Raw genomic sequence first — 26,393 nt, 5'->3', positions numbered from 1 at the left:
TGTTATTTCCTGTTGGGGCTACTGGCGTGGGGTGATTCACCGTACTTCAGCACGTAGAACGAGAAGACCAGTGACACGAACACCGCGAGCAGGGTCGCGATCCCGACGTAGTGAGCCTGGAACGGCACGCCGAGTTCGTGGGGGTCGACCTCGCCGCCACCGCCGCCGCCGGCGGCAGCCGGGTTCTGGCCGCTCTCGGTGACGTGGATGACGCCCTCCATGCCGAGCGACTGGTGGGGCGAGCAGTAGTAGTTGTAGTCGCCCAGCACCTCGAACGTGTGCTCGTGAGTGGTGCCCGGCCCCTCGATCGGCTGATGGCCCTCCCAGTTGGCGTCGGAGGGCTGGCTGTCGACGATGATGTTGTGGTTGCCGCCGGTCCACTCGAACGTCACCGTCGTCCCCGGCGCGATGTACAGCTCTGCCGGGTCGAACACGTTGTCGCCGGTTAGCTGGACCGTCTCGCTACCCCCACCGGCTCCGCCGCCACCGGCCGTCTCGTTCCCGGCGGATTCGTTCCCGGAGGTGTCGTTTCCGGCGGTGGTCGTCTCGTTCTCCTGACCACCTTCCTGTGCGACGGCCGGCGGCGCCGCACTCGCGACAGCGGCGGTGCCTGTTACGCCGCTGGCTGTCTTCAGAAAGTCCCGCCTGTTCATACGGTTTGGAATCAGGATTGTGTTCGCTTAAAGCCTCCGATGAAGACGACGCGACGGCCGTACACGTTCGTCCCGGGAACGACGTTCCGGACACCGTCGTCAGCGTCCGTCGGGCGTCTCGCCCGGCTCGGCGGACCCGGCGTCGTCCCCGTCCGTTTCGGTCGGGGGGCTGTCGGCGTCACCGTCCTCGATCGGCAGGAACTCCGGCCGCTCGCCGGCCTCCAGACCGACCGACCGCAGGCGACCGCGGTACTCCTCGGCCCGGAACCGGTCGGAGAGGCGTGCGTTCGCCACCGTCGTGAACAGCACGACCCCGACGAAGAAGAAGCCGAGCGCGGCGACCAGCGCGATCCCCGAGAGGTCAGCGAACACCCATCCGCCGAGCAGGACGACCCCGCCAAGGATCTGGATCGCCGCGATGACCTGCAGCATCAGGTTCCCCAGTTCGCCGCTCCCCTCGGGGACGGACTCCGGGTCGGGAAGCATCGCGCCCTCCTCTGGCGGTTCGGGGACGGTGTAGCTCTCCATCGAACAGAGCGCGACCGTCGGTTTCACGTCGCGCATGACGGTGCCAAAGCCCTCGACGGTGCCGTCGGGGGACACCATCGCGTACCCCTCGTCGGAGTACGCCAACAGTCGCTCCTCGCCCTCCTGAGTGACACGTTCGAGGACGGCGAACACCTGCCGGTCGGCGATCTGGGTGGCGAGGTCCGCCTCGACCCGGTCGAGCAGGTCGCTGCCGGTGATCCACGTGTCGTCGTCGAAGGCGGCGTCCCACTCCTCGGGCGTCATCTCGGCCATCTGTTCCGGTCCGAAGTCGTCGAAGTCGTACTCCGCCTCGACGCGCTCGCGGAGTTCGGCCTCCGAGAGTTCCTCGACCGGTCGCTCGCCGTCACCGCTGTCCGGCGGGTCGGCGTCGCCGCCCGTCGACGGCGCAGCGTCGTCCTCCTCGGGCGTCGATGGAGCGTCGGCCATTATCCGACAGTCGGACCCGCAGGGGTTTATCGGTTTTCGTCCGGACTCCGGTCGTGCTGCCCGACGATGCTACGCGACGGTCCGCCGTCGCCGTGGCTCGGTCGGCCGCGGACCACCCGCGGACGGATCACGTCCTTTAACGCCGGGCCGTCCCAACGGCCAGCAATGGCGTCGGACCCCGCCCTCGCGACCGTCGCTGCCGCGCTGGTCACGCTGAGCTTCCCGTTTTACATCTACGGCGCGTGGGTCATGATCGACGCGGAGACGGTCACCTGGGACCTCCTGATCTACCACCTGAAGTTCATCGTCGTCGGACTGACGCTGAACACGGTCCCGGTCGTCGTCTGGATGGTGCCGCGGCTGTTCGACCAGCTCGGCGGGTTCGCCGCCGCGCACGCCTTCTTCGGCCTGCAGGCGTACGCGATGCTGACGTTCGCGCTGACGGGCATCGTCCGCATCCTCCAGGCGAAGCGACAGCACGACCTCTACGACGACCCCGAGCAGGACCTCTCGCTCTCCGACCTCCACGAGAACGCCGACGACTGGCGGCGGCGGCTCCGGATCGGCGTGTTCGGGTACGTCTTCTTCTGGATCGTCGCCTACCTCCTCGGGGTCGCGCGCTACGTCGTCAAGTACGGCTTCATCTGACGGCCCGGGTCGTCACTCGCCCACGGGGGTCAGCTCTCGAACGGCTCCTCGTCGCGGTGGTTGTCGGGGTTCTCCTGTTCGGCCGCGTCGCCCTCGCGGGCCGTCGACCCCTCGTCGACGTCGCGCTCCTTGGCCTCCTCTTCGGCGCGGCGACGCGCCTCCGCCTGTTTCTCCTCGGCTTCCGCCTTCGCTTCCTCGTCGTCGTCTTCCTCGTCCTTCTCGCGTGCGAGCGTCACGTCCCGTTCGTGTGGGTTCTCGTCGTCACGCTCCGCTGGTCGGTCGTCGTCTGTCATGGATCGTACCCCCGAACGGGGGTTGACCGGCCTCCGGGTTATGGTTTTGGTCGGGTTCCGCGAGGCGACGGCCGTTCGTCCGCGACGGTTACCCCCACGGCTCGCCGCTCGCCAGGTCGACCTCGCTGTCACCCTGCTCCGAGGGACAGAGGTCCGCGAGCACGCAGTCTGCACAGTCCGGGTTCCGCGCCGTACAGACCGCCCGGCCGTGGTCGATGAGCAGGTGGGTGAACTGCTGCCAGCTTCGCTCGGGCACCACGTCGAGCAGGTCCTGCTCGATGGCCTCGGGCCGTTCCGCCTCGGTGATCCCGAGGCGGCGACTGATCCGCTGGACGTGCGTGTCGACGACGATCCCCTCGACGATGTCGTGGCCGTGCTGGAGGACGACGTTGGCCGTCTTCCGGCCCACGCCCGGGAGTTCGGTCAGTTCGCTCATCGTGTCCGGCACCTCGCCGTCGTGCTCCTCGACGATGATCTCGGCCGACTCCCTGATGTACCCCGCCTTGCTGTTGTGGTAGGTGATCGAGTCGATGTAGCCGTTTATCTCCTCCTCGTCGGCGGCGGCGTAGTCTTCGGCGTCGTCGAACGCCTCGAACAGGTCGGCGGTCGCCTCGTTGACCCGCTCGTCGGTGCACTGTGCCGAGAGCACTACCGCGATCAGCAGTTCGAGCCGGTTCGAGAAGGTCAGCGAGATGGTGCTGTCGGGGTACTCCTCCTCCAGACGGTCGATGACTGTCTCGGCCTGCGCGTCGCGCGGCGAGAGCGGCGTTCCCATGCGACCGTCTCACGGTCCCGCGCTACTAAGCGATCCGAAAGGCGAGCCCCCGTGGCCGCGACGCGCCGCGGGACGGTGCTGGCGTCGGGCGCACCGGGGCGAGTGTCCGCATCCGGGGATTTTAAGCGGGCCGGCTACACGGGGAGACGTATGAAAGCCACCGCGAAAGCGCACCCGATCCAGGGCATCGTGAAGTACCACGGGATGCGCGACGAACGCCTGCGGCTCCCGTACCACGACAGCATCAGCGTCTGTACGGCCCCGAGCCACACGAAGACGACCGTCGAGTTCGACATCGACTACGACGAGGACACGTTCGTCGTCGACGGCGAGGAACTGGAGGGACACGGCTACGAACGCGTCGAGCGCGTCGTCGAGGAGGTCCGCGACCGCTCCGACGCCGCCCACACGGTCTACCCCGTCCGGATCGAGAGCGAGAACTCCTTCCCCTCGAACGTCGGGCTGGGCTCCTCGTCCTCGGGCTTTGCCGCGGCCGCGATGGCGCTGGCCGAGGCGGCCGACCTGGACCTGACCCGCCCGGAGATCTCGACCATTGCCCGCCGCGGCTCCTCGTCGGCGGCCCGGTCGGTCACCGGCGGCTTCTCCCACCTCTCCGCCGGCCTCAACGACGAGGACTGCCGGTCCGAGCGCATCGAGACGCCGCTCGACGACGAGGTCAAGACGGTCATCGGCCTCGTTCCGTCCTACAAGGAGACCGAGCAGGCCCACCGCGAGGCCGCCGACAGCCACATGTTCGAGTCCCGGCTGGCCCACATCCACGACCAGATCGTCGAGGCCCGCGACGCGCTCCGCGAGGGCGACTTCGAGCGCACGTTCGAACTCGCCGAACACGACTCGCTGTCGCTCGCCGCCACCACGATGACCGGGCCCGCCGGCTGGGTGTACTGGCAGCCCGCCACCCTGCAGGTGTTCAACGCCGTCCGCCAACTGCGCGAAGAGGAGGACGTGCCCGTCTACTTCTCGACGGACACCGGCGCGTCCGTCTACGTCAACACGACCGACGAGTACGCCGAGCAGGTCAAGGAGGTGCTGGAGGAGGTCGGCGTCCAGACCACCATCTGGGAGGTCGGCGGTCCAGCGGAAGTGCTGGACGAGAGCGAGGCGTTGTTCTAAGACGACCTTTTTCCCGGTCGGGTGCGCCGGAGGCGCACCGCTCCCGGCAAACATGTCGATCAAAAAGGCCGCGAGCGCCGTCGGCGCTCGCGGTGTCCTCACGAACGCAGTGAGTGAGGGCTCGTCAGAGCAAAGCTCTGGCGGCGAAACGCCGCCTTCGGCGGCGTATGCTCGACATTTCCTGCTCCAGCCCCATCACCCGACCCCCGAACCCATTACCGTCCGGTCCTAACCCCGGCGTGATGCAAGTCGCAGTGTTCGGCGGCGGCTACGCCGGCGTGTCGCTCGTTCGTCGACTGGAGAAACGGCTCCCCGAGGAGGCGGACGTCCTGCTCGTCGACGACTCCGGCGAGCACCTCGTCCAGCACGAACTGCACCGCGTGGTGCGGCGGCCGTCGCTGGCCGACGACATCACCGTCCCGCTGACGGACGTGGTCGACAGAGCTAGCATCCGGCGGGCGCGGGTGACGGAGGTCGATCCCGAGGCGAACGTCGCGACGCTCGACGGCGGCGACACCGTCGAGTACGACGCCGGCGCGGTCGCGCTCGGCGCGGAGACAGCGTTTTACGACCTGCCGGGCGTCGAGGAGCACGCGACGCCGCTGAAGCGGATCGACCACGCTGAGCGGATCCGCGAGGAGTTCCTCGGCGCGCTGGATGCGGACGGGCGGGCGGTCGTCGGCGGGGCCGGCCTCTCCGGCGTCCAGCTAGCGGGGGAACTGGCCGCGCTGGCGCGGGAGGAGGACGCCGAGGCCGAAGTCGTCCTGCTGGAGCAACTGGACGCGGTCGCGCCCGGGTTCGACGCCGAGTTCCAGCGCGCCGTCCGGGAGGCGCTCGACGACCGCGGCGTCGACGTTCGGGCCGGAACGGGCGTGGCGGGCGCGGACGCCGACGCGGTGGAGCTAGAAGGCGGCGAGCGGATTCCGTACGACACGTTCGCCTGGACCGGCGGCATCCGCGGGCCGGACGCGCTCCGCGGCGAGCGCCCGCAGGTGGACGGCCGGCTCCGGGTCGGCGGGTCGACGTTCGTCCTCGGCGACGCGGCGCGGGTGGTCGACGCGGACGGCGAGGCGGTGCCGGCCAGCGCGCAGTCGGCGATCCGCGAGGCCCGGACCGTCGCCGCGAACATCGGCGCGCTCGTCACCGACGACGACGGCCTCTTCGAGCCGCGGCTGGAGCAGTTCCGGTTCGACTCGCCCGGCTGGCTGGTGAGCGTCGGCGACGGGGCCGTCGCGCAGGTCGGTCCGTCCGTCGTGACCGGCCGGGCGGCCGTCGCGCTCAAGGCCAGCGTCGGCGCTGGCTACCTGAGTTCTGTCGGTGCGGTCCGCAACGCCGTCGACCTGGTCAACGAGGAGCTGGGGCTGTCGGTGGAGTGATCAGGTCCCGGGGATGCCGACCGCGCCGAACGTGGTGAGGTCCAGCAGCGCGAGGACGTACAGCACGACCAGCACGGCGACCCAGGCGATCAGCGCGATGAGCGCCGAATCGAGCCAGCCCCCGGGGTACCGCCAGTTGATGACGCCGAGGTAGGCCAGAAGCGTCAGGACCGGCCCGAGCAGCGGGATCCAGCCGACGAAGAAACCGACGACGCCCCACACGATCGCCCCGATCAGCGCCGTCACGATGGCGTAGGTGTAGTCGTCCACGTCGGCGACTGTCCGGGCTCCGACGTAGATCCCGAGCGCCCCGATGAGCAGGCTGACCGCGAACACGATGAGCGAGTCGACGAGTGCCATGGAGGGAGTCGCACACGGTCACGCTTTAGAATTGACGGCTTATCCGCCTGAAAGACGGGAAACGGCGGATTACAGCCAGTCCGGTGCTGGCAGTCGCGTCTCCCCGTCGTACGCCGCGATGGCCGCGGCGGCGCGGTCCGAGAACAGAACGGAGAGCCGTCGCTCCGCGTCGTCGGTCGGTCGCGCGCCCGCGAGACAGTCGGTATCATCGTCGTCACAGCCCCCCGTCCAGGCGTAGCTGCTGAGCATCGGCGTCGCGACGACGCCGTCGTCGCGGCGGTCAACGCGCCCGTCGTCGTGGGTCAGCCCGAGCGCGTGTCCGCACTCGTGGAGGAGCACCTGCGTGGCGAGCGCGGGCATCGAGTACGGAACGACCGACGTGCTCTGCTCGGCCGGCGGCATCGCAGCGAGATGGCGCGCGCCGCCGACCGCGGCGACGTGTGCCCCGCCCATCCCCGTCGGCGCGGCGTCCATCGGACCGTCCGTGACGAGCAGGTTCACGTCGCCGACGGGGTCGACGCCGTCCGAACCGGCCAGCCCCGCCAGGAGGATCCGGGGCCACTCGCCGGACTGCACCACGGCGTGGCCGTGCTCGTGCTGTACCGAGACGGTACCGCCCCGCGTCACCGACACGTCGTCGCGGACCGCACCGAACGCCAGTTCGACGTACTCCGCGGCGCGGGCCCCCGCGTCGTCGTGGGTTGCAGCACGTTCGGAGAGCCACACCCGCACGTCGAGCGTCCCGTCGGCCGACACGAACCGCTTCGCCAGCGTCCCGAGGGTGCCGGCGTGGACGGATCGTTTCAGGAACGTTCGTCGGTTCACTGGTAACGCCTCGGTTTCCGAGACGATAGCCCGTCATCTACCAGGTAACCTAAGCTTTCTGGTCGGAGTGTTGCCGGAGCGTTCGGGCATCAGAGTCGCCGTCAGCCGATACGTTCCCGGTACCGTCTCGGACGTGTACTCCCGGCAGACACTGCTCGGCGGGCGACGAAGCGGCGGCGACGGGCGACCGGTCACATGGCGTAGTATTCTCAAATACGGACATAGAAACAAAGGCACGGGCCGTCGTACGCGCCGTCGCATGACCGCAGTCAAGATCATCAAGGTGATGGGAACGTCCGACGACTCCTGGCAGGCGGCCGCCGAGGAGGCGTACCGGCAGGCCAGTCAGACGGTCGAAGACATCAGCGGTATCGAGGTCGAGGACTGGACCGCCAACGTCGAGAACGGCGAGATAACGCAGTACAAGGCGACGGTCGAGGTCGCCTTCCCGGTCCACGAGCAGTAACGCGACTGCCGGGTCGCGCGGGCCGTTTACCCCTCGTCCGGTGAAGGAGTTTCTTCGGCGGAGTCGGAGCCTGTCTCGCTCGATGCGTCGTCCTCCTGGTCCGGCCCTGCCGCGATGTCCGCAGCCCCGTCGAAGTCGAACTCGGCGTGGTCCGTCGAGCCGTCGTCGCCCTCGGACGGGTCGGTCGGCGGCTCGTCGGCGGCAAGGCCAAGCGCCGCGTCGGCGTCCTCGGCGTCGGTGTCGAAGCGGTCGAGCGCCTCGGAGAGGCGGGACGCCTGGCCGGCCAGGTCGCTCGCGCTCTGAGACACCTCCGTCAGCGCGGTCGTCTGTTCCTCGGCTGCGGCCGCGACGTTCTCGGCCTCCGCCGTCGTCTCCTCGGAGATAGTGGTGGCCTCGTCGACCATGGCGACGACCTGCTGGGTCGAGGCGGCCTGCTGTTCGGTCGCCGCGCTGATCTCCTGGACGCCCGTGTTCGTCTCCTGGGCGTACCCGGCGATCTCCTCCAGTGCGTCGACCGCGTTCTCCACGGAATCGGCGTGCTCGGACACTTGGTCGCTGGTGTTTTGCACCTCCGCGGCGGTCCGTTCGGTCTGCTCGCGGATGCTGTTCAGGCGCTCCTCGATCTCCTCGGCGGCGTCTTTCGTCTCCTCGGCCAGGTCCTTGACCTCGCCGGCGACCACCGAGAAGCCCTCCGCGGCGTCCTCCTGCTCGCCGCCGGTGCCACGGGAGGCCTCGATGTTGGCGTTCAGCGCGAGCATGTTCGTCTCCTTGGCTATCGCCGTGATCCGGTCGACGAGTTCGTCGATCTGCTCCATCTCGGCTTCGAGGGCCTCGATCTCCTCGACTGCGCGGGCGGACTCGGCCTCTATCTCGTTCATGCCGTCGATGGCTTCCCGCGCGGCCTCGCGGCCCTCGCGGCCGCGCAGCGCGGTCCGCTCGGCGATGTCGGCGACCTCGTTCGACGAGGCGGCGATCTGTTCGACCGTCGTCGACAGATCCGACATCTCCCCGGAGACCGACTGGAGCCGGTCGTTCTGACGCTCGGCCCCGTCGGAGATCTCCTGTATCGACTCCGTTACCTGCTCCGAGGCGTTGCGGACCTCCTCGGAACTGGCCGTGACCTCCTCGCTTGCGGTCGCGACCTCGCCGGCGAAGGCAGTCACCTCGTCGACCGTCGCCTCGATCCGGGCGATCATCTCGTTGAACTCCTCGGCGATCTCGGTCATCGCCTCGTCGTCGCTCTCCGGGTCCATCCGGCGGGTGAGGTCGCCGTCCGCGGCGGCCTGCATTACCTCGCTGTACTCGTCGGCCTTCGATTCGAGGTGCCGGTTCAGGCGCTGGGTGCGCTCCCGGGCCTGCTCGGCCTCCTCGCGGGCGCGCTGGGACGCCTCTATCTGGGCCTTCAGCGACGACTGCATCTCGGCGAACCCGTCGTACAGTCGGCCGATGTTGTCGATACGTTTCGTCTCGAAGTCGACGTCCAGATTCCCCTCCTCCATGCGCTCGGTTTTGCTCGTCAGGCGGTCGATGGCGGTCGCCGTGTTCCGCCCCAGCACCGCACCGACGAGACCGATGAGGAGGACGCCCCCCAGTGTCGCCAGCGTGCCGTACTCCGAGACGGTCGTCACGAATCCGTACGCCTCGTCGGTGCTCCGGTGCGTGAGTACGACCCAGTCGGTGCCTCGCACCTGCGCGTAGCCGACGACGTACTCCTCGTCGGCCGAAAGCAGGTCCCAGTCGGAGAGCACCGACGCCGACCCGGCGGGCATCTCGCGCGCGCCGGGGTCGTTTGGACCGGCCGCAAACGCCGCATCGACCAGATCCGCGTCGCCGTAGTTTCGAAGCGCGAGCTGACGGTTCGCGTCGAACGCTATCGTCCCGTTCCTGTCGACGACGAGCGACGCCGCCCCGCCCGCCGACCCCACGTTCTGGAGGTTCGACGCGTAGCCGTTGACGCGCATGGTGATCACGATCACGCGGTCGGACTGCGAGCCGCGTGCCTGCGTGTAGTAGGCGACCGCCGCGTCGCCCCGGCTTTCGAGTTCGAACACGTCGGTCGACTGCACGTCGGAATCGGCGTCCTCCACCGCCGACCCCCAGGGTTCCCCGACGTCACTCAGGGCTGCCGATTCGAACCGGGCCTCCGTGCTGTTTATCACCTCACCGTCGGCCGTGTCGACGTAATGAACCGAGTACACCGCGTCCGGGAGGTCCGCCTGAACCGTGGCGATGTAGTTGCCGATCCGGCCCGGGTCGCCGCTCTGAACCTGTTCTGACCGCGCGACCATCGATGTCGCGAGTTTGTTCCGTTCGTGCCACTGCAGGAGTTTCTCGGCCTCCTGCGCCGCGATGTTCGCGTGTTCGTCGAGCGTGCTGTCCCGCACTTCCGACTCGATCTGTCCGGTCGCGACGAACCCGATCGCACCCACTGACATCCCGAGAACGAGCAAGGCGATCCCGAACTTCACCGCGTACCGCTTCCGGATGACGGTCGGCACCAGCCGTCGTGGATCGAACGCCATAGCCCCAACAGATCGATAGATCGTAATAAAAACCAGTCATTGTTAACAGGTGTTGTAAACGATATTCGACCCGCCCGGAACGTCTCGCAGGCGCGTCGTCGGACCCATATTTTTACCTCCCGCCCGCGTTGGCCATCCCCATGAGCCGCCTCGATGCACTCGCCGACCACGTTGAGGAACACGGGTTCGGCATGCTCACCGACCTCGCGTTCGCAATCGTCTGGGTGACCGGCGTCTCGGTGTTCTTCGAAGTGACGGACGGACCACGGTGGGCGTACTACCTCTTCATGTTCGCCGGCGTCGTCGCGTACTTCGGGTTTATGGGACCGCTGGAGGAGTGATGCGGGCTGTCGTCCAGTAGTGTCACCGGGCTACCTGTTCGGCCGGCGGTCGGGTGTACCAGAGCGCCCAGAGCACCAGCACGCCCTGAAGCGGCAGCCGTCCCCAGCGAACGAGAGCGGAGGGGTCGCCACCGCCCGGCAACCCCTCGATGACGACGCCGTGTGTCGCCATGTAGACGTTCGCCGGAAAGATCGCGACGAGCAACGCGACCGTCGCCCACGCCGCATACCGTCGCGTTCGCGGGATCAGTAGCCCGACTCCGACGGCGACCTCTGCGAGGCCAGACAGGTAGACGAGCGCCAGTTCCGCCGGAAACACGGGCGGGACTATCTGGACGTACAGCTCCGGCACGACGAAGTGCAACACGCCCGCGACGACGTACGCCGGCCCCATCACGTAGAGCAGCGGTCGTTTGAGCCGGTGTAGAACCTCGCTCATCGTCCCCAAATACTTCTCACAGCGGTGAAACGGTTTCGCCTCGTCGGTGAACTCCGACCGGTCGCTTGTCTCAGTCTCCCGATTGGACTCCGCCGTCTCCGGGTCCCTAACCGGCGGTCGTCACAAAGCCATGGGCGCTGCAGGATTGTGAACCACGCCGTCGGCTCGCCGACGACTACTTCAAATCCTTCGCGCTACATCATTCGCTTCTCACGTCCGTTCGTCGCAGAACCATGGGCGCTGCAGGATTGCCTGCGTTCCGCACGATTTCGCGGTTCTCGCCGTCGCCTCTCCGCACCGCGCCGGCGACGGCTGCGCTTCCACCTGAACCCTGGCAATTCCGGGCGGGCGTGCGGCGACAAACCGCGTCGCCGTTCCTGCCGGGCTGTTCACCTGGGTCCGTCGGCAGCGCGTTGCTCTTCTGAGCTCGGCGCGCTCGTGCGTGTCCCGTGGTTCCTGCTTGCTCTCCCTCGGTGCTTGGCGGTCCTGCTCGCCACGACTCACGCTGCCGGGGTAAGTGTACCGCCGCGACTCACCGTCGTCACGATTGAGAGTCTGCAGGCTGGGCTCTCAGGATATCGCCCGCGTATTCTCGGGGTACAGGCTCTCTAACGTCGTTTGCGACCACAACCACACAACCACAGCGAAAATCAGGGCGGGGTTAAGCGAAACTCGCTAACCCAGTCTGCTCCGACTCGACCCGTTCGAACTCGTCGCCGCGCTCGAACACGATCGTCCACGACTTCGGCAGGTACTCGGCGTCACTGGTATACGTCGCGTCCGTCTCCGGCTGCGTCGCCCGCCACGCATCCGACGAGTAATCCTCGACCTTCACGACGTACAACTGCTCCGCACCGTCTACTGCGAGTATTCCTGGTTTCTCGATGAACTCGGGGAGCCACACGATCGCGTGCTCCTCCGGGAGCCCTTCATTCAGGTGTGTTTTGATGAGCTGCTTCTGTGCTTCAGTGAGCCTTCGAGTGACGGTGTCGATGTCGCTCCACTCGGTGACTGCGACGTGCTCACCGGGAGTGTCTGAGTCGCCAGGCATCACGCGTCACCCCATTTCTCCGGCCGCGTCTGCATGGTTGAGAGGTAACACTCGTGCGTGCATGCTGTGTCTTCTGCGGGGATTATCACGTCGCACCCGTTCCCGGGGCACTCCTTGGTCAAGTCGTCCTCGCGGTCGTGTGTCGTGACGTCCGTGCAGGCCAGCACGTCCGCGTCTGACACGTCGTCGTCGTCAAACTGCCATGCGGAGTGCCGGTAGATCGTTACTGTCTCGTCCATGGTCCGTCGTTGCTCGATCCGCATCGCGGTTTTCCCGCAGACCGGGCATTCGGTGGTGTTTCGGGGCATTCGCAGTTAGTGGTATCCTCCGGTTAGGTATAAAGCCTAGCCACGGGTTTCGGGGTTCTGAGTAGGGTTTTACGCCCGTTTTCGGCGTTTCCGTCGTACTCACAGTCCGGCTTCCCTACTGACAGTATACTGCCCGTGTATTCGCGGGGTACAAGCGTTCTAACGGACATTCAACCACAAACCACACAACCACAGCGAAAACGGGGGGTTAGTCGGACTGGTGCTGCGCTGCACTCGACCCACCCGCGGGCGGCTGCGCGACCGGTGTCATGTGCGACTCGACGTCGTCGCCAGCTGGCGCGTCGCCGGTCATCCACGACAGCTTCTTTCGCTCCCGTCTGAGCGCGTGCGGTGAGAACTCCCCCAGGTAGTGCTCGCGGAACGTTTCCCAGTCGTCCCACCCACCCCAGTACATCACCACACTCGGGAGCGTGCCGTCCTCTAAGGCTCGCGTTCCCCATGTGCGGCGTAAGTCGTGGTAACTGACTTCGAGCCACCCTTCATCCCCAGTTTCCGCGAACAGCTCCTCGCACGCGCGCTGCACCCACCTGTTGAGCGTCTTCCCTGTAACATCGAGGACTGCGTCACTCCTGGTGATGTCGTCGCTAAACTCCACGATGCGTTCAATGTCGCGCGCAAGGTCGTTCGGGATCGGTGTCTCGCGGTACTTGTCCTGTTTCGCCGCATCCTCCCATACTCGCAGGTTACGCTCACCGAGGTCGTCGGCGATATCCGCCGATCGTGCCTGCGACGCCTCGTCACGCCGTAACCCGCAGTGCACACCGAGCCGGCCGCCGACCGCGTGCCGGGTGCCGCCGCGCTGTTCCATCTTCTCGATGAGGCGTTCGACTTCGTCGTCGTTCAACCATACTCGATACCCGTCGTCGGTCTCGAATGGTTTCATTCGCATGGTTAGTGTGTTGTGTCGTGTGAGGGTCGTTGTTCGGATTTCTATGCGTCTCGCACCCGGGGTTCGTCCCCGTACTCGCGTCGGATCGCGGTCTCAACCGTGGTCACGATGAGGGGGACGCGGATGTCAGTATCCTCGGGCACTGTCGCTGCCTCGACCCCGTGGCGGAACGATGTCCACGCTGTCTTGCCCGGGTTCTCGGTGACGTACGACCGGGTGATTTCTCCGCGGTCGATTGCGTCCTCGATTGCGACCATCGATGCGTCTACGATGTCCGCGGCGACGTCGAGTCGCGTGCGTGCCTGTTCCTCGGTCTCGAAGAGCTGGTCGAACTCGTCGTCGTCGATGGCGTCTGTGTCTGTGTCGGTCGGGGGCATGTTACACTCGACAGTCGGTGTGATGCTCGGATAAACCCGTGACGGTGGGGTGTCCGTTAACCTCACAGTCCGGACGATAAACCGTGATAGATGGGCGTTCACCCCACCCCTCGCGGTCACATGAGCCGGGATTCTGTCCTAGAATGGGGGGTTATCGGACACCCCTACTCCAGCGCTTCGAGTCGTTCAACCGCTCCCATAACGAACCCGTGAACGAACCAGTACATCGCAGCGGCCGCTCCAGTGATGAACCCGGCCACGAACGCGGTGGCTAACATCCAAGCTTCGACACTCACCGTCATCGGTCCTCACCTGGAACGTACCACGGCGTCCCGTGCTCATCGACCACAAGATCGCCGCGCACCTCTCGCCACTTCCAATACGCCACGTTCGCCACGGTCACTGCCACTGCACCGGCGAGAGACCCGGCGTACACGTCCCCTGTCACGAGTACGACCGGGATTGCAACGATACCGAGGAGTATTGACGTGACTGCGGCTTCGGTCACGGTCGCCCTTTTCATCGGTCCTCACCGTCCTTTCCTCGGCACCCATCGCAAACCGCGGCCTTGCCGCCGGTCTCACGGTCACGATCGCACACCGGACACCAGTAATCCTGGTTCAATCGACCACCGACATTGTCGCCGCACCGCGGACAATACTCGACACTGTCATGCAGGTCGTCGTGCTCGCACCCCAGGTCCTCGCCGCACGCCCCGCAGTGCACCGCGTTGTGCGCGACGACCGCGTCGCACGCCGGGCACCGTGACCGGTTAGGAACGATTATCAGCGCGATGCTCCCCGCGAGCATCGTCACGATCGTGACTGCGAGCAACTCCGACATCCGTTCCGGAGCGCCGAGTGCGATGAGCGCGGTGAGCGCGACGAGCACCCAGCCTTGCCACGGCGACGCGTGCTCCTCGACTAGTTGAACGCCGTCCTCGACCCATTCCTCGAAGGTGTCGCTCATACTCGGTACTCGGTGAAACGCTCTGATAAACCGGGGACGGCGATCAGTGTGATCGGTAAGGATGGGTGGTAAGGATGGGTGGTAAGGGTGTACGGTAAGGGTGTACGGTAAGGGTGTACGGTAAGGATGTACGGTAAGGATGTACGGTAAGGATGTACGGTAAGGATGGGCGATAACAGTGGTAGAACGCCCATACCGCACGTTTATGCGGGTTTAGGCCTGACGTGGTCGTGATGTGTGACGACCAAGACGGCGGCGACGACGAGGGCGGCGAAAAAGAATGGTGGGATGAGTACAACGGCTTCGAGCTGGACACTGACGACGACAGTGACGGTGACGGGAACGGGAACTTCTCGATGGAGGGGCCCGCTATCGACCCGTTCGACGATTTCGCCGACGATGACGACGACGGGAACGCTGGTTGACTACTCGTCTGACTCGGCAGAGTCCTCCTCTTCTTCCCAGTCACGCTCCTCCGCTAACTCCTGCCACAACTCCCGTTCCCGAGCATTAATCCGCGGTCGCTCCACCTGCCGCCAGTACTCTCGCTTCGCATCCTCCATCGCCTGCTCGCGCTCCTTCTCGACCCGCACCCGATTCAACCATTCAACGATGAACAGAGACGCGACGACAAACGATACAACTCGACCCACCCCAACCCCGACGTGCATTAGAACAATCGGACTCACCGTCACTGCGAGCCGCGCGAACAGCAACAGGTTCTGGTCGTGACGGGCGTACCACGCCAACGCCCGGTAGACGTACTCGTCCGGTTTCCACTCGTCCCACGCTTCCGCGAGCGCCTGCCGCCGATCGTAGCTCACGTACGGGAGTTTGAGTAACGCGACGAGGACTGGGTCGGTGTACTTCGCGCCGAACGGGTTCACCGGCGGGCGCTGACTCGCCAATGCTAACAGTTCCTGCCCTGGACTGTCACTCATAATCAATCGCGGGTTCCGACTCGCACGTATTAACGACTCGCCTACTTGCCCCTCAGAAACTTCGGGTTCACGGCTTCGAACGACGGTTCACGCCAATCGTGGGTGAGGTTCTTTATAGAAGTTCTTTCAATCATCAATCACGGCGTCAACCTTCGACGTGACGAGTTCCTCGGACAGTTCCTCGTCGTGCCGAACCTCGACTAACTCCACACCGCGCTCGGCGCACAGTTCACGTGTCCGTTCGTCACGCGCCTGCCGTTCCTCCAAGGCTTCCTCGCCACCCCAGTGCTCAACAGCCTCGTAATGCTGCACGCCCTGATACTCGATACCCACACCGGGTTCCACAAGGAAAATATCGAGCTCTAACCCGTCCAACCAGTCCGGGCGGTGATGCCGCTCGATCGTGTACTCGTCACCGTACCGTGATTCGATGAGCTGGTACAGAATCGTCTCCGACGTCCACCGATTCCCTTTCTCGTAGTGCCCGACCGCCTGCCGGACTTCATTCTCGATCGTGTCCGAGACGCGCTTACTGTTCTCGGACAGTTCCTCCCGTAACTCGTCTAACTCCGCTTGCTCGTCCTCCGCGAGCGGGTCCTTCCCCTCGTACTTCTCTCGAATCGACCCTAACGCGTCGTAGTACTCGTCGGACCCGCGTTCATCACCGAACTCGTCCCGTAACTCACGCATCTCGTCTTTCTTCGCGTTCTCGATTTCGCGCTCCCGGTCGAACCGTTTCTGCCGGAGTTCGTTGAACCGGGCCGCTTTCGCTTCTAACTCCTCGATAAGATCGTCGTCCACGACTGAAACGATTTCACCGGGAAGACTGTCGAACAACGTGTCTGCGAGTAACGTGTCGGATTTCGGCTTGCACACACCGTACTCGTACGATTTCTTGTACACGTACCACCCGTAGTTCTGCCTGAACACGGTGCCGTACATGTCCGCGCAGTACCGTCTCTTCGGAACGACGGCGTTGCACTCGTGACACAGCTGGTCCTCGAACCGGAGTACCTCGGGGATTTCACTCGCATCGTTGATGCCGGCGCGTCGAACGATGTCTTTCGTTTCCTCGGGGAACCCCCCGTTCAACACGTTCTCCGGCGTCGGGTCCTGGTGCGACCCGGTGAGTCCTTCAATCTCGCATTGAACGTAGTTCTCGATGGCTTCACGCGCGCATGAGCAAAAGTACAGATCACCGTCGTGACTGGGTTTGAACCCGATGAACGTGCCGTAATGCGGCGGGTACGCCACGATCGGGTACGGGAGGCTATCGTTTCGAGCGGTTTCGTCGGCGTCAACTGCGACGGGTCTCTCAGACATGGATAGGTAGGATTATGCCGCGCTCGCGGTTTTCCGGCGTCGTCGCCACAACCATGCGAGCCCGAACAGCCACCCGATGAGCGGCAGGAACGCGAGAATCGACCAGAACCACCAGCGGAAATTCAGTTCATCGTACGCATCGTTCAACCGGAGCGAATCGACGACAATCACGAAAAACAGCAATCCACCGCCGGCGATGAGACTGATACCCATCGCCGTTTCGTTCTCCGCTGCAGCTGCCGGCCACATTGCAAACGACAAGACGCACCCCAGAAGTACACCGACGGTCCACAGCCACGACGGGAGCGCGTGCACAGCGGCGTAGTACGCCGCGTTAATCTGCTCCGCCCACCGCTCCCCGCGTTCCGAGCCTTCCTGCCACGACTCACTGATACTCTTCGACTCACTGCCGTTGTTGCCGCTCGACCCGATGGGTTCGTCGGTCGGTCCGCGCTGCCCGCCTTTGTACCCGGCGTACACGATGCCGAGGAAAACGGCGGCGATGAACCCGGTAAACCCGGCTACGGTGAGGCCCTGCATGACGGGGAACCCGTCTGCGATAACGATGAGACTGGCAAGACTCATGACAAGGAACGTCGAACCGAGCATCAGGCTCACCCACATTACGATGCCGCCGAGGATCCCTGGTCCGGGTTCGTGGCCACACTCGGGGCACCTGTCGGCTTCGACCGGGATTTCTCGCGTGCACTTCTGACACGCTGCGGTTTCACCGGTGTCTGTTGCCATACAGTGCCTCGGTTGCGGGGAGATAATAAATATCAGGTAGGATGAGAGTCGGTCTTCGTTAGGAAAAGACTACAACTACAGGTCCGGGTAGCTGTTGTCGGCCGCGCACCACCGCGGCCGGGGCGGGCGGTGCCGCGCCCGCCCGCGGGGTTCCCGGTCCACCACAACCGGGCACTCTCACACTCTCACTTCGGGGAACGCCGCCCGCGTTCAGGTGCGGGCGGCACGTGAACACACATCGTTCAATCACTTGATGGCTCGCAAACTCATTCGTCGTCGCCGTCGCGGTCGATGAGGTACCGGGCGTTCGGGAGGTCGTCGGGGTAACGGCCGGCGAGCGCTGCCGGGTCCTGCACCGGGACGCGTCGCACCTCGACGTCAGTATCACCGGCGTCTGCAGTGCCGTGCAGCGTCTCATGCGTGCTCGAACCCCGGGGTTCCTCCCACGTAATTTCCGAGTCTACGCGCGCCTCGACCCACTCCCGTGCTTTCGCTCGCGTACTCCACGCTCGCACGATCGTGTCCCACCGAGCGGGGTCGATGCGCGCGACCCACACCGCGACGTCCGTATCGACAAGCTGCACGCGCTGCACGACGTTCCCGATCGCCAAGTAAGCCCGCAAACTGCGCCCGTCCCTCCCGATAACGATGACCGGTAAGGATGGGCGGTAACATCGGACGGTAACACTGCACGGCCACGCACCTTGCTCACTCGTGGTGGTCACCCTGCCTCGTCACTCTCGACGGGCGCGGCGCACACGACACACCACTGCTCACCGTCGGCGCGCATCGTGGCTGTCCCGCATCGAGGACATTTCTGCTCGGTGGCGTCGGCGGCTTCCGCGGGGTGCAGTTCGTGCGATTCTGGTGTACTGGTTGCCTGCATGTGCGAGGTTACTCGAATGCTCGGATAAACCCGGGACGCCACACCCCCCGGGGGTGCCAACACACCGACTCACGGGCATCTCACGGGGGTGAAACACGTGATTTGCAACCACTTAACCACATATTTTCGAGGGGGTTAGAATATCTGCGAGATTTTGAATCGAGCCTCACGATCGTCACGTCCGCGCCCGGGGTGTTTGCTCTCGTTGAACGTGAAATACGGGAGGTTCGATGCGTGCACGCGCTTCGTTTCGAGTACCTGCACGCCACGGCCGCGGAACCTGTAAACGGCGAAGATATAGTAGCCGTCGTTCCGGCGCAACCACCGGTGCGCGCTTTCGAAAACGGCGAACTCGCCTTCCTTCGTTCCTCCCCGACCGTCGGACTTGCGGCGCAGCGCTGCTTTGATCTCGACCGGTGTGCCGTTCGCGTACGCGGCGTCGGCGCGGCCGGAGTGGTCCGCCTGCAGATTGTACTCGTCGCACACGTACCGTTCGACCGCGGTCCCCGCGGCTTTCCGACGGTCGGCGTTCCCTGAGGTTTGATTCGACGTCATTACTCTGCGTCACCCCCGGGGTTCGTGCCCGCGTCAGCCGGTTCTCCCGACTCAATCACGCGCCACGCGTCGGGGAGCGACGCGAGCGGCGCGAACTCGCAGCTGCACGCGAGCTCGACCGCGGCCGTATCGAGCATCACGGTGTCACCGCACTCGGTGCACTCGATGGTCGTCTCGACCCTCACCGTTCATCACCCGCGTCGTTGGTCGCGGTGTCTTCGAGCTCCTGTTCTAACTCCTCGCGGCCCTTCCGGAACTCGCCGATCGCCTCACCGGTCGAACGGGCGAGCTTCGGGATACGGTCCGCGCCGAACAGCAACACTGCGATACCGAGGATAACCAAGAGCTCGGGCCCGCCCGGCACGCCGCCGATAAACGCCTGTGTGACTGTCATGCTGTACCTGATTCTCGACCACATGCTCGGATAAACCGGGCACGCCGACCGCTCTCCCGCGCGCGCGTACGCGCGCAACCCGTGTGACGCGCGTCATTTGAACTTCAATCGGCCCGACCGCTGCACGCCCCGCGCGCTGCAACCACACTCATATTCATTCGTCACTTCCCTTGCGGTCAGTGCAGTACTATGTATAGTATAGGGGGGTGTCATGGTGGTTGTCAGACACGCACCCCGACGCAGTCACTTGATTCGCTCCTCGACTCTGTCAACCGTGTCCTGGTGCTCGCCGTCCTCGTATTCGTTCCAACGGTCGTTAACCCACGTTCTACTGTAGGGCACCTTCGCCGCTACCTCGCGGTCTGTCAGCCCGTCCTCCTTGCTCTTCACGACGGTGTAAATCGCCGTGTCTCGAATGATGCCTTGGATTTCACCGCTGTCGATCGCGTCGTCACCGCCTTCATCGAGGTTCTCACCGCCGGTCGGGTCAAGGTCAAAGTCCGGCTTTTCGTTCTCATTGACGTCGTAGTTCCCCGGCGGCACGCCTTGGAACGACTGAATCGGTTCGACTCCGCTGCGGTTGCGGACGGTTTCGTACACCGTGAAGTCCTTCTTCGACTCTTTCTCAACGAACATAGCGATCGCTCGGAACAGCGGGTGCACGTCGCCTTTGTCGTGCCCGATCCAGATAACCAGTCCATCGTTCGAGATGAACCGCCGGATTTTGAAGATGAGCGGGCCGAGGTACGTGCGGACGTTGTACCCGTCCTCGCCACCGCCACCGAGCGCGGAGCTGGCTTCGTCGATGAGTATCGCTTTCGGCGTCGCGTCGCCCGCCATGACCGTAGACATGTCCTCTTGCCGCAACCACTCATCGAGGTCCTGGTACCCGGCGACGTGCTCGTGCCGGTCGTCACGATGGTCCTGCGTCGGCTTGAGCGTCTTCAGGTTGCTCGCTATGATGCCGTTCGGGGCGACGTTGTCCTTCCACAGTTCAAGCGTCCACAGCGCCCACCGAGTCTTACCCACGCCGGGCTCACCGCCGACGTACATCATCGGCGCGGGCCGGTCGCCGAGGATTTTAATCATCTTCCGGATCGGCTCCTGGTAACTGAGGTCCGTCGCCTTGTCCGGCGCACCGGTCATCGAGCGGAGCGTGCCGGCGTCGCCTTGCGCGACCGCTCGGCTCGCGGTCTCGGTGCCTTCGATGCGCCGGATTTGCCGCGGGATACGGTTATCGTAGTAATCGCCTTCGACACAGTCCGGGAGCTCACCTTTCTCGATGAGCCGGTCAAAGCTTGCTTTCGCTTTCGTCAGTGACGTGCGGACGTCGTTATCGCCGATTTCGCCGACGTGCCGGTACGTGTTATCGTTCTCGTTCTTGTGCCGACCCTCGACGTACTCGCCGAGTTCGCCGAATACCCAGTCGGGACTATCGCCTGGCATTACCGTTCACCCCCGTGTTGAGCGTCCGTCGGAGCTGGTTCCGGTGACTGTGCAGCGTCGATACGGTCCGGATCACCGGTGTCACCGTCCATCTCACCGATCTCCTCGATATCGAGCGACCCGGCGATTTCATCTTCGAGCTCCTCGATTTTGGCGGCCGCATCGACTCCATCGGGGAGGATACCGGCTTCAGTAAGCTCCAGGTGTTCCTTGTGCGACTCGTCGTAGATGTCCACGCCCTTCGCCGCGACGGTCGCCTGGAACGCCTGTGCCTTCATGAGCTCTTTCAGCATATCGATGAACATTTTCTCGACCTTCTTCTGCGACTTGTAGACATCATTCGGGTCGGCGGCACTCGGCCATACGCCGGTGACTTCGAGCTGGTCGATATCGTCCTTCCACTCCAAGTCCCACACTTTCCACTGGTCGGTGCCGGGCGCACGGTACGCATCGAACAGGTTCGTCTCTCGGGCTTTCCACGTTTTCGGCGGGACGTCGTACGTCGTCACTTCACCGTTCGGGCCGCCGTACTCGATGACGCGCACCGAGATTTTACTCACGACTTTCTTCGCTACGATGACCCACACGATGTATGACGGCATTGCGATGAGCCCGCCGGCGATTGCGAACGCGACGGCGGCGTCCGGCGGCGTCGGGAGTCGCGTGTCCGTAGAGGCGTACACGATCATCGAGGACACTGCGATAACGATGAGCGGCCACTTCCACTCGGACAGTAGGTACGTGACGCGGTCCCACTTCGAGTCGAATGTCGGTGCGGTGCGTTCGATGGGTTCGCTGCCGATGAGTTCTTCGAGCATCGTTAGGTTACACCTCCTCGGGCGCACCGCGCCCGCCTTTCAGCCTGCGGCGGAACGCTAACACGCCCATGAGCGTCGTGATTGTCGCGCCACCCAGCCACCCGGCGGTCGCTGACGTGCCTTCGAACGGGCTCGACCCACCCGTCTGACCCGTGCTTAACAGCACACCGCGGCCTTCGTCGATCGAGTACTCGGACACGATCGATACTTGCGCTTCGCCGTTGAGCGCTGCCGCTTCAAACGTGACCGTGTTCACACCCCTATCGAGAGTGACTTGACGGATGTTGAACGTCGTCGCACCTTCCTCGGCCTGCCCGGCCTGCGACAGTGTCACGGTGACCGGCTCGGACGCGTCGAACGTGATGACCCACTGCCCACCGCTGTACTCCCAGTCCGTGATTTCGGTGTACCGGGAGAGTGTTTTCGACTCACTGTCACCGGCACTGTCACCGCTGTTACTCGCGCCGGGTCCTGACTGATTCTCGGCGTCTTCCCCGGGGTTCGTGTCCGTAGTTTCCGCTCCTTCCGGGTCTGTCCACGGATCCGACTCGTTCCCCGGCGTCGTCGTGGTCGTGTTGTTTTCCTGCGCAACTACAGTACCGACACTACCCGTCGCACCGAGGAGCAACACGGCGACTACAACCACAGTGACGGGGCGCGTCGCTACCATGGTGCCACCCGGCCGGTGAGCCAATTGATGAACGGGTCGATGAGCGTCGAATCGACCCACTGCCATACCGGGTCGATGACGGGGACACCGAGCACTTCGGCCGCTACTGCGGCGATTATCACGATCGCTATCAGCTTCTTCATAGTCGTCGGTCGGGCAAATGCTCGGATAAACCCCGCACGGTACACCCCCCGGGGGGTGCCAACACGCCGACTCGCGGGCGTCTCAAGGGGATGAAACCCGTGTTTTGCAACCACTTAACCACAGCTAAAATTAGGGGCGGGGTTAGTCGCCGCCGAGGAGTTCGCTCAACACGTACGCTGCGACGCCACCGCCGAGCACCGCACCGAGCGCTGCGCCCGCGGCGCTGCCACCGAGCCCACCACCGCCACCGCCACCGGTGATATCGTCTGGCGTGGTGTCCTCGATTGCCTGCTGCGTCTCGATCGCGCGCTTGACTTCCTCCTCGACTCGCGTGACGTCTAAGCTGTGCCGGTTGGTGTCCGACAGTGTCACGCCTTTCAGGGAGTTCCCGTCGGCGTCGGTCGCGCTGGTGATTTTGAACACGTCGCCGGATTCGAGTTCGACCCAGTCACCGTTCTCGGTTGCGACGATGACGTGGTCACCGTCACCGGCGTTGTCCGTGAAGTACCATTTCCCGGTGAGGAAATCGTACGTCGGGATATCGACGTTCTCGACCGACAGGGTCTGCGACACTGTGCCAGCGGTCGCGGTGCTCGTCCCGCCCGACGAGTTGTTGTACTCGACCGACACTGTGTCGATCGTGTAATCCGACCCAGCGCTCACGACGTCCGTGTGCGGCAGGCTCACGAACGTGGTGCCGCTCGGCACGCTCACCGTGTGCGTGTTCCCCGCGGCGGTCGTGATGTTCACCGCGGTGACGTTGCTGGTGGTGCCGGCGAGCTGCACGTTCAGCGACTTGCCCGACGGGACGGTGTAAGTCGTCGGACTGGTCGATGAGTCCGGTTCACCGTCGTGCTTGAACCCGACCGTGAGATCGAGCGTGTCACCGTTCGTCGTATCGCTGAGTGTGACGCCCGTGAACGTCGTCTTCTCGCTGACGGCAGTGCTCCACTGGTCGGGGTCGCCGCCGTGCGGCCGCCAATTCGTTGACAGTCGCGCGTCACTATACTTCCACGCGACGTCTGACGCGTCGATGCGGATCGACAGTCCCGCAGTACTGACGACCGTCTCACTGTACTCCGACGTCGTCCCGTCGCTCGACGTGACGGTGTAATTGACGTCGATGCTGCTGATCGTCACGCTACCGTCACCGTCCGCATCGAGCTCGTCGTACCACGCCTCGCCCGCGGCGACGTTCCCGTCCTGCTCGGCGAGCTCGGACACTGGCACCGTGACGGTCGTCCCGCCCGACGTGGTGAGCGTGACGTCCTGCACGACGTACCCGGGGTTCGACGGGTCGTCCGTGTACCCTTCCACGCGGACGTTCATCGTCTCGGTGCCCGCGGGCACGTGCATCGTCCCGCTATTGTCCGACGCGCCACCCGGGTCCACGACGACAGTCACCTCGTCCTGCGCGTTCGACAGGGAGTGCGCGAACGCGGCCGTCTCACCGATCGCGCTGTAATCGAGCGTGGTTGACGCGTCGGTGTTGTTAGCGACAGTGATGTCCATCGACGTCTGGAGGTCCGTGTCGATGCCGAGCTGCGCCAGCAACGCGCGCGAGTACCCGGTGTCACCGGAACTCGCCCAGTCGCGCGCGAGTTCCTCCGCGAAGATCGCGGGCGTCATCAGGTCTGACACGTCGATCTCGCCGGCCGCGACCGCGTCGTACACGTCGCTCGCGTACGTCTCGATCTCGCTGGTGAGTGTGGCTGCCATCGGGTACACGCGCTCGCGGAAGTAATCGCCCATCCCCGGAATGGTGAGATCCGTGCCCGGCAGCACCGGAGCGATGACGGACTCACTACCAAGCAGGTACGTTAAGTCGTCTGCCGACCGGTCGCCTGTCGGGTCATACACCGCGTGCACGTCATCAGCCCCCCGGTTGAGGGGGTATGCCGGGATCACATCGCCCGTCTCCGGGTGCGTGTACTCCACGTTCCCCGTTGACGAGTTCACACTGAACTCGTCAACGAGCTCGTACATGCGCGTCGCATCGACCGGGAGTGACGGGTTATCACCGGCCGTGAGCGCCGCGTCCTGGGCGTGCGAGTGCAGGACTGCGTCATCACCGTTGGCGGTGACGTGCAATGCCCACGACTCGACAGTCTCACCGTCGGTGAGTGTGACGTGCACGGGCACCACGCCCGCGACTGTCGAGCCGGTCGGGGCGTTGTGCACCGGGTGCGTGACTTTGTCGCTGTCACTGATCCCGGCGGCGTCCTCGCGCGCGTCGAACGATGCGTACCTGAGTGTCGTCGCTGTCTCGATTGCGAGGAGGTTGCGGTGCACTGGTGCGACGGCATCGAGCACACCCTGCACACCGGCATCGACCGCTTCCTGTTTCCCCGTCGTGCCTGACGTGGTGGTCGTGCTGGTGGTGTTCGTCTCGGTCGTGTTCGTCGTTGTGGTTGTCGTCGTTTTGACGTCGTTGAGCGTCTTGATTACCTCGAATTGCGCTTGCGCAATCCAGTTGTTCTTCGACACTGCGAGGCGGTTATCGAGCTGTTTGAACGACCAACGGTTGCTGTTAGCGACCGTGTCCGCGTGCGCGTGCAGGTCCGCCTGCAGCTGCGTGTCGAGCCTGTCCTCGTAACCCCCATAAATCCAGTCGCCAACCGTTTCCGCGGCGATGTCTGGTGCATCGACGTTATCGCTCACTGTGTCACCGATCGCCTTGCCTGCCAGCACCCCTGCAGGCCCCATCGTGAGCGCGCCGAACACCTGCGCACCGTCGCTGACCCGCGCCGGGTTCACACCGGCGTTATCGCCGTCACCGGTGCCGTCCTCAGGGACGTCTACCGGGTCCGTGCTGCCGTGGTCCGCCGCGACCGTCCCGGTACCGAGTGCGGCGGCTGCACCGGCAGCGCCGATGCCCTTCAGCATCGTGCGGCGACTCATGTGCGGGCCGGTGGTCCGGTACAGCTGCGTTTCGCCGTCGCCCGAGTCGTCGGGCGGGTCGGCGTCCGATTCTACTTCAGTCTGAGTGTTTCGTGCCATTGTTTTTGAAATATCGGTGGAGGACTGGTCCTCACTCGATGTACGCGACGTACACCGTCACGGCGGACCCGGCGAGCCACACGAACACGGCGGCGATTTCGTTCCCGTTCACCAGCACCTGCACAGGTTCAAGCACCATGTACAGCGCTGGGAATCCGAGGGATGCGAGCACACCGGCGTATTCGTGCGTCTCGTAGTCGCTCCCGTCGATTTCGTTCGTCACGATAATCCACCCACCCGCGGCGAGCGCGGCGAGCGCGGCGATCGTGACTTCGATACCGTAGTCCGCGAACAGCGTTTGGTTGAAATTGAATCCGCCCAGGACATCCACCGAGAAGGTGAAGATGCCGAGGAGGATTCCCAGGAATACTGGGTATGCGACTAGCCCGGCGACGTCGATGACGTCGATTTCGTTTCGTGCCATAATTCGGTTACAGCGCCCGCTTCCGGTTTGGGCGAGCGCCTCGGCCGGAACTCGGGTGAATGCCCGGATAAACCCCCCACGGCGGGTTAGGACACTGCGTCCCGGGTTTAACCGAGCTACTGCACGATAATCGAGTAATGAGTGAGAGTTGGGAACGGTACGCGGTCGTCGCGGCGTGCATCACCCTGCTCGTCGTCGCCACGATCGCCGCTGCACCCGGCGTCCGCATCGCCACAGGCACCTCGATGCACCCCACGATATCGGGGCCCGCGGTCGTCGTGTGCGACCCGGGCGTCGCACCCGGCGATATCGAGGAGGGTGACGTCGTCGCCGCACCCACGTACGACGCAGTCGAACTCAACCGCACACCGTACCCTGACAAACGTATCGCCCGACAAGGCCACCCACCACGGGACGGACCGACAGTCATTCACCGCGTCGTTGAAACTGAGGTCGGTAGCACTGACGCGTTCCTCCGGTTACGCGGCGATAACAACCTGGGGCAGTACGAGGTAACGCGCCGGGACGCGGTGATTTGCCGGTACGATTGGCACGTGTCCCTCAACCCTGCCGCGTACCTGTAACACCCCCCGGGGGTGCCAACACGGGCGTTCACAGCACGC

34 protein-coding genes and 1 pseudogene are annotated in these 26,393 nt (G+C 64.7%); 7 read left to right on the top strand and 28 right to left on the bottom strand.

Annotated elements, in window-relative coordinates:
- Positions 1–2: 2 nt before the first annotated feature.
- Both D8896_RS10905 and D8896_RS10900 read right to left on the bottom strand, forming a co-directional pair.
- Positions 3–653: a plastocyanin/azurin family copper-binding protein gene (locus D8896_RS10905; RefSeq protein ID WP_121822134.1), complete on the bottom strand. Its 651-nt coding sequence runs from the start codon at positions 651–653 to the stop codon at positions 3–5.
- Between the two features lie 99 nt (positions 654–752).
- Entirely contained in the window at positions 753–1,628 is an 876-nt protein-coding gene (locus D8896_RS10900) for a DUF7319 domain-containing protein (RefSeq protein ID WP_205596811.1), read from the bottom strand.
- A gap of 165 nt (positions 1,629–1,793) precedes the next feature.
- On the opposite strand from D8896_RS10900, the gene D8896_RS10895 reads away from it, so the two are divergent.
- Positions 1,794–2,276 (top strand): DUF7321 family protein, encoded by a 483-nt coding sequence (locus tag D8896_RS10895; RefSeq protein ID WP_121822133.1) that lies wholly within the window; start codon positions 1,794–1,796, stop codon positions 2,274–2,276.
- Between the two features lie 29 nt (positions 2,277–2,305).
- Here D8896_RS10895 and D8896_RS10890 read toward each other — a convergent pair whose 3' ends face one another.
- Positions 2,306–2,569 (bottom strand): hypothetical protein, encoded by a 264-nt coding sequence (locus D8896_RS10890; protein WP_121822132.1) that lies wholly within the window; start codon positions 2,567–2,569, stop codon positions 2,306–2,308.
- Between the two features lie 88 nt (positions 2,570–2,657).
- Positions 2,658–3,344 carry an endonuclease III gene (gene nth / locus D8896_RS10885; RefSeq protein WP_121822131.1) on the bottom strand — a complete coding sequence of 229 codons (687 nt, stop codon included), beginning with the start codon at positions 3,342–3,344 and terminating at the stop codon, positions 2,658–2,660.
- 150 nt (positions 3,345–3,494) lie between these two features.
- Here nth and mvaD point away from each other — a divergent pair, with 150 nt between their 5' ends.
- Positions 3,495–4,478 (top strand): phosphomevalonate decarboxylase MvaD, encoded by a 984-nt coding sequence (gene mvaD, locus D8896_RS10880; RefSeq protein ID WP_121822130.1) that lies wholly within the window; start codon positions 3,495–3,497, stop codon positions 4,476–4,478.
- A gap of 242 nt (positions 4,479–4,720) precedes the next feature.
- Entirely contained in the window at positions 4,721–5,854 is a 1,134-nt protein-coding gene (locus tag D8896_RS10875; RefSeq protein WP_121822129.1) for an NAD(P)/FAD-dependent oxidoreductase, read from the top strand.
- On the opposite strand, the gene D8896_RS10870 is transcribed toward D8896_RS10875, so the two are convergent.
- Both D8896_RS10870 and D8896_RS10865 read right to left on the bottom strand, forming a co-directional pair.
- Positions 5,855–6,214, bottom strand: a complete 360-nt coding sequence (locus D8896_RS10870) for a hypothetical protein (protein ID WP_121822128.1) — start codon at positions 6,212–6,214, stop codon at positions 5,855–5,857.
- Positions 6,215–6,283: 69 nt separating this feature from the next.
- Positions 6,284–7,039 (bottom strand): zinc metalloprotease, encoded by a 756-nt coding sequence (locus D8896_RS10865; RefSeq protein WP_121822127.1) that lies wholly within the window; start codon positions 7,037–7,039, stop codon positions 6,284–6,286.
- Positions 7,040–7,298: 259 nt separating this feature from the next.
- Between D8896_RS10865 and D8896_RS10860 the strand changes: the two genes are divergently transcribed.
- Positions 7,299–7,505, top strand: a complete 207-nt coding sequence (locus D8896_RS10860; RefSeq protein ID WP_121822126.1) for a dodecin family protein — start codon at positions 7,299–7,301, stop codon at positions 7,503–7,505.
- Positions 7,506–7,531: 26 nt separating this feature from the next.
- Here D8896_RS10860 and D8896_RS10855 read toward each other — a convergent pair whose 3' ends face one another.
- Positions 7,532–10,027: a methyl-accepting chemotaxis protein gene (locus D8896_RS10855; RefSeq protein WP_121822125.1), complete on the bottom strand. Its 2,496-nt coding sequence runs from the start codon at positions 10,025–10,027 to the stop codon at positions 7,532–7,534.
- 140 nt (positions 10,028–10,167) lie between these two features.
- On the opposite strand from D8896_RS10855, the gene D8896_RS10850 reads away from it, so the two are divergent.
- A complete protein-coding gene (locus tag D8896_RS10850; protein ID WP_121822124.1) occupies positions 10,168–10,368 on the top strand; it encodes a hypothetical protein in 201 nt (66 codons plus the stop codon).
- A gap of 22 nt (positions 10,369–10,390) precedes the next feature.
- On the opposite strand, the gene D8896_RS10845 is transcribed toward D8896_RS10850, so the two are convergent.
- From D8896_RS10845 to D8896_RS10815, 8 genes are all read right to left on the bottom strand, one after another.
- Entirely contained in the window at positions 10,391–10,807 is a 417-nt protein-coding gene (locus D8896_RS10845) for a DoxX family protein (RefSeq protein WP_162991538.1), read from the bottom strand.
- 661 nt (positions 10,808–11,468) lie between these two features.
- Entirely contained in the window at positions 11,469–11,858 is a 390-nt protein-coding gene (locus D8896_RS10840; RefSeq protein ID WP_121822123.1) for a hypothetical protein, read from the bottom strand.
- A complete protein-coding gene (locus D8896_RS10835) occupies positions 11,858–12,166 on the bottom strand; it encodes a hypothetical protein (protein ID WP_121822122.1) in 309 nt (102 codons plus the stop codon). The genes D8896_RS10840 and D8896_RS10835 overlap by 1 nt, the downstream gene beginning before the upstream one ends.
- Positions 12,167–12,374: 208 nt before the next feature.
- Positions 12,375–13,031 carry a site-specific integrase gene (locus D8896_RS10830; protein WP_205596810.1) on the bottom strand — a complete coding sequence of 219 codons (657 nt, stop codon included), beginning with the start codon at positions 13,029–13,031 and terminating at the stop codon, positions 12,375–12,377.
- Positions 13,032–13,117: 86 nt separating this feature from the next.
- Entirely contained in the window at positions 13,118–13,453 is a 336-nt protein-coding gene (locus tag D8896_RS10825) for a hypothetical protein (RefSeq protein WP_121822120.1), read from the bottom strand.
- 164 nt (positions 13,454–13,617) lie between these two features.
- Positions 13,618–13,755, bottom strand: a complete 138-nt coding sequence (locus D8896_RS19400) for a hypothetical protein (RefSeq protein WP_162991537.1) — start codon at positions 13,753–13,755, stop codon at positions 13,618–13,620.
- Positions 13,752–13,976 (bottom strand): hypothetical protein, encoded by a 225-nt coding sequence (locus D8896_RS10820; RefSeq protein ID WP_121822119.1) that lies wholly within the window; start codon positions 13,974–13,976, stop codon positions 13,752–13,754. The genes D8896_RS19400 and D8896_RS10820 overlap by 4 nt, the downstream gene beginning before the upstream one ends.
- A complete protein-coding gene (locus tag D8896_RS10815) occupies positions 13,973–14,422 on the bottom strand; it encodes a hypothetical protein (protein ID WP_121822118.1) in 450 nt (149 codons plus the stop codon). The genes D8896_RS10820 and D8896_RS10815 overlap by 4 nt, the downstream gene beginning before the upstream one ends.
- A 233-nt stretch (positions 14,423–14,655) precedes the next feature.
- Here D8896_RS10815 and D8896_RS10810 point away from each other — a divergent pair, with 233 nt between their 5' ends.
- Positions 14,656–14,847, top strand: a complete 192-nt coding sequence (locus D8896_RS10810; RefSeq protein WP_121822117.1) for a hypothetical protein — start codon at positions 14,656–14,658, stop codon at positions 14,845–14,847.
- Here the strand turns inward: D8896_RS10810 and D8896_RS10805 are convergent, their stop codons facing one another.
- The 13 genes and pseudogenes from D8896_RS10805 to D8896_RS10750 all read right to left on the bottom strand — a co-directional run bounded on the left by D8896_RS10805 (position 14,848) and on the right by D8896_RS10750 (position 25,770).
- A complete protein-coding gene (locus tag D8896_RS10805; protein ID WP_121822116.1) occupies positions 14,848–15,363 on the bottom strand; it encodes a hypothetical protein in 516 nt (171 codons plus the stop codon).
- A gap of 126 nt (positions 15,364–15,489) precedes the next feature.
- Entirely contained in the window at positions 15,490–16,617 is a 1,128-nt protein-coding gene (locus tag D8896_RS10800) for a PDDEXK family nuclease (protein ID WP_162991536.1), read from the bottom strand.
- Positions 16,618–16,698: 81 nt separating this feature from the next.
- Entirely contained in the window at positions 16,699–17,433 is a 735-nt protein-coding gene (locus D8896_RS10795) for a hypothetical protein (RefSeq protein ID WP_121822114.1), read from the bottom strand.
- A 266-nt stretch (positions 17,434–17,699) separates the two neighbouring features.
- Entirely contained in the window at positions 17,700–18,044 is a 345-nt protein-coding gene (locus D8896_RS10790) for a hypothetical protein (protein ID WP_121822113.1), read from the bottom strand.
- Positions 18,045–18,454: 410 nt separating this feature from the next.
- Positions 18,455–18,874 carry a hypothetical protein gene (locus D8896_RS10785; protein WP_121822112.1) on the bottom strand — a complete coding sequence of 140 codons (420 nt, stop codon included), beginning with the start codon at positions 18,872–18,874 and terminating at the stop codon, positions 18,455–18,457.
- A complete protein-coding gene (locus tag D8896_RS10780; RefSeq protein ID WP_121822111.1) occupies positions 18,874–19,059 on the bottom strand; it encodes a hypothetical protein in 186 nt (61 codons plus the stop codon). Before D8896_RS10780 ends, D8896_RS10785 begins: the two co-directional genes overlap by 1 nt.
- Before the next feature lie 5 nt (positions 19,060–19,064).
- Positions 19,065–19,268: pseudogene (locus D8896_RS10775) on the bottom strand (Sec-independent protein translocase subunit TatA/TatB); the annotation flags it as partial.
- Positions 19,269–19,511: 243 nt separating this feature from the next.
- Positions 19,512–20,714, bottom strand: coding sequence for a hypothetical protein (locus tag D8896_RS10770; RefSeq protein ID WP_121822109.1), 1,203 nt, complete (start codon positions 20,712–20,714; stop codon positions 19,512–19,514).
- A complete protein-coding gene (locus D8896_RS10765) occupies positions 20,714–21,532 on the bottom strand; it encodes a hypothetical protein (RefSeq protein WP_121822108.1) in 819 nt (272 codons plus the stop codon). Before D8896_RS10765 ends, D8896_RS10770 begins: the two co-directional genes overlap by 1 nt.
- Before the next feature lie 7 nt (positions 21,533–21,539).
- Entirely contained in the window at positions 21,540–22,202 is a 663-nt protein-coding gene (locus D8896_RS10760; RefSeq protein ID WP_121822107.1) for a hypothetical protein, read from the bottom strand.
- The gene (locus D8896_RS19395; RefSeq protein ID WP_162991535.1) at positions 22,196–22,345 is read right to left on the bottom strand and encodes a hypothetical protein; all 150 of its coding nucleotides are present in this window, start codon (positions 22,343–22,345) and stop codon (positions 22,196–22,198) included. The genes D8896_RS10760 and D8896_RS19395 overlap by 7 nt, the downstream gene beginning before the upstream one ends.
- A gap of 142 nt (positions 22,346–22,487) precedes the next feature.
- Positions 22,488–25,346 carry a twin-arginine translocation signal domain-containing protein gene (locus D8896_RS10755; RefSeq protein ID WP_121822106.1) on the bottom strand — a complete coding sequence of 953 codons (2,859 nt, stop codon included), beginning with the start codon at positions 25,344–25,346 and terminating at the stop codon, positions 22,488–22,490.
- Between the two features lie 31 nt (positions 25,347–25,377).
- Positions 25,378–25,770 (bottom strand): hypothetical protein, encoded by a 393-nt coding sequence (locus D8896_RS10750; RefSeq protein ID WP_121822105.1) that lies wholly within the window; start codon positions 25,768–25,770, stop codon positions 25,378–25,380.
- 137 nt (positions 25,771–25,907) lie between these two features.
- Between D8896_RS10750 and D8896_RS10745 the strand changes: the two genes are divergently transcribed.
- Entirely contained in the window at positions 25,908–26,354 is a 447-nt protein-coding gene (locus D8896_RS10745; RefSeq protein ID WP_121822104.1) for a S24/S26 family peptidase, read from the top strand.
- Positions 26,355–26,393 lie beyond the last annotated feature (39 nt).

Source organism: Halostella salina (assembly GCF_003675855.1).
GTDB classification, from domain to species: Archaea; Halobacteriota; Halobacteria; order Halobacteriales; family Natronoarchaeaceae; genus Halostella; species Halostella salina.
This window is presented reverse-complemented; position numbering and strand designations above follow the sequence as displayed.

Coding starts and splice junctions, on each gene's coding strand:
- D8896_RS10855 (WP_121822125.1), bottom strand. CDS start 10,027: ATGGCGTTCGATCCACGACGGCTGGTGCCGACCGTCATCCGGAAGCGG.
- D8896_RS10785 (WP_121822112.1), bottom strand. CDS start 18,874: ATGACGTCGAATCAAACCTCAGGGAACGCCGACCGTCGGAAAGCCGCG.
- D8896_RS19400 (WP_162991537.1), bottom strand. CDS start 13,755: ATGACGGTGAGTGTCGAAGCTTGGATGTTAGCCACCGCGTTCGTGGCC.
- D8896_RS10765 (WP_121822108.1), bottom strand. CDS start 21,532: ATGCTCGAAGAACTCATCGGCAGCGAACCCATCGAACGCACCGCACCG.
- D8896_RS10795 (WP_121822114.1), bottom strand. CDS start 17,433: ATGGCAACAGACACCGGTGAAACCGCAGCGTGTCAGAAGTGCACGCGA.
- D8896_RS10905 (WP_121822134.1), bottom strand. CDS start 653: ATGAACAGGCGGGACTTTCTGAAGACAGCCAGCGGCGTAACAGGCACC.
- D8896_RS10900 (WP_205596811.1), bottom strand. CDS start 1,628: ATGGCCGACGCTCCATCGACGCCCGAGGAGGACGACGCTGCGCCGTCG.
- D8896_RS10840 (WP_121822123.1), bottom strand. CDS start 11,858: ATGCCTGGCGACTCAGACACTCCCGGTGAGCACGTCGCAGTCACCGAG.
- D8896_RS10825 (WP_121822120.1), bottom strand. CDS start 13,453: ATGCCCCCGACCGACACAGACACAGACGCCATCGACGACGACGAGTTC.
- D8896_RS19395 (WP_162991535.1), bottom strand. CDS start 22,345: ATGAAGAAGCTGATAGCGATCGTGATAATCGCCGCAGTAGCGGCCGAA.
- D8896_RS10875 (WP_121822129.1), top strand. CDS start 4,721: ATGCAAGTCGCAGTGTTCGGCGGCGGCTACGCCGGCGTGTCGCTCGTT.
- D8896_RS10760 (WP_121822107.1), bottom strand. CDS start 22,202: ATGGTAGCGACGCGCCCCGTCACTGTGGTTGTAGTCGCCGTGTTGCTC.
- D8896_RS10755 (WP_121822106.1), bottom strand. CDS start 25,346: ATGGCACGAAACACTCAGACTGAAGTAGAATCGGACGCCGACCCGCCC.
- D8896_RS10890 (WP_121822132.1), bottom strand. CDS start 2,569: ATGACAGACGACGACCGACCAGCGGAGCGTGACGACGAGAACCCACAC.
- nth (WP_121822131.1), bottom strand. CDS start 3,344: ATGGGAACGCCGCTCTCGCCGCGCGACGCGCAGGCCGAGACAGTCATC.
- D8896_RS10745 (WP_121822104.1), top strand. CDS start 25,908: ATGAGTGAGAGTTGGGAACGGTACGCGGTCGTCGCGGCGTGCATCACC.
- D8896_RS10870 (WP_121822128.1), bottom strand. CDS start 6,214: ATGGCACTCGTCGACTCGCTCATCGTGTTCGCGGTCAGCCTGCTCATC.
- D8896_RS10770 (WP_121822109.1), bottom strand. CDS start 20,714: ATGCCAGGCGATAGTCCCGACTGGGTATTCGGCGAACTCGGCGAGTAC.
- D8896_RS10805 (WP_121822116.1), bottom strand. CDS start 15,363: ATGAGTGACAGTCCAGGGCAGGAACTGTTAGCATTGGCGAGTCAGCGC.
- D8896_RS10815 (WP_121822118.1), bottom strand. CDS start 14,422: ATGAGCGACACCTTCGAGGAATGGGTCGAGGACGGCGTTCAACTAGTC.
- D8896_RS10895 (WP_121822133.1), top strand. CDS start 1,794: ATGGCGTCGGACCCCGCCCTCGCGACCGTCGCTGCCGCGCTGGTCACG.
- D8896_RS10835 (WP_121822122.1), bottom strand. CDS start 12,166: ATGCCCCGAAACACCACCGAATGCCCGGTCTGCGGGAAAACCGCGATG.
- D8896_RS10860 (WP_121822126.1), top strand. CDS start 7,299: ATGACCGCAGTCAAGATCATCAAGGTGATGGGAACGTCCGACGACTCC.
- D8896_RS10850 (WP_121822124.1), top strand. CDS start 10,168: ATGAGCCGCCTCGATGCACTCGCCGACCACGTTGAGGAACACGGGTTC.
- D8896_RS10810 (WP_121822117.1), top strand. CDS start 14,656: ATGTGTGACGACCAAGACGGCGGCGACGACGAGGGCGGCGAAAAAGAA.
- D8896_RS10750 (WP_121822105.1), bottom strand. CDS start 25,770: ATGGCACGAAACGAAATCGACGTCATCGACGTCGCCGGGCTAGTCGCA.
- D8896_RS10845 (WP_162991538.1), bottom strand. CDS start 10,807: ATGAGCGAGGTTCTACACCGGCTCAAACGACCGCTGCTCTACGTGATG.
- mvaD (WP_121822130.1), top strand. CDS start 3,495: ATGAAAGCCACCGCGAAAGCGCACCCGATCCAGGGCATCGTGAAGTAC.
- D8896_RS10820 (WP_121822119.1), bottom strand. CDS start 13,976: ATGAAAAGGGCGACCGTGACCGAAGCCGCAGTCACGTCAATACTCCTC.